General features: G+C 47.9%; 1 pseudogene. It reads right to left on the bottom strand.

The window, feature by feature from the left end:
• Positions 1-196 (bottom strand): annotated as a pseudogene (locus CHH91_RS18410) (50S ribosomal protein L1); the annotation flags it as partial.
• Positions 197-284 lie beyond the last annotated feature (88 nt).

The raw sequence follows: 284 nt of genomic DNA, 5'->3' as shown, positions 1-284 counted from the left end.
GAAGCACAACCGCGCCGCGGATTTGTTGGTCCGCTTTTTTAGGGTCAACGCCAAGGCGAACAGCAACTTCTACTGTTTCGTCAAACTTAGCGACTGATGTTTTCTTTACTAGTTCAAGCGCTTCTTCCGCTTGGTAAGCCGTATCGCGGTCTACAAGCTTTAAAGCGTCTGCATATTTCTTGCCTTTTTTAGCCATTTTATTTCCTCCTCGTATGTGGTGTTAACGGAAATTCCTCCCACTATTTGAAAGGCTGCGACTCCAGCTCGGGCGCAACCTCTCACAG

It is taken from the genome of Virgibacillus sp. 7505 (genome assembly GCF_002272135.1).
Taxonomy (GTDB): Bacteria; Bacillota; Bacilli; order Bacillales; family Amphibacillaceae; genus Terribacillus.
Note: the sequence above shows the minus strand (reverse complement) of the source record. Positions and strands in the feature narration are given on the sequence as shown.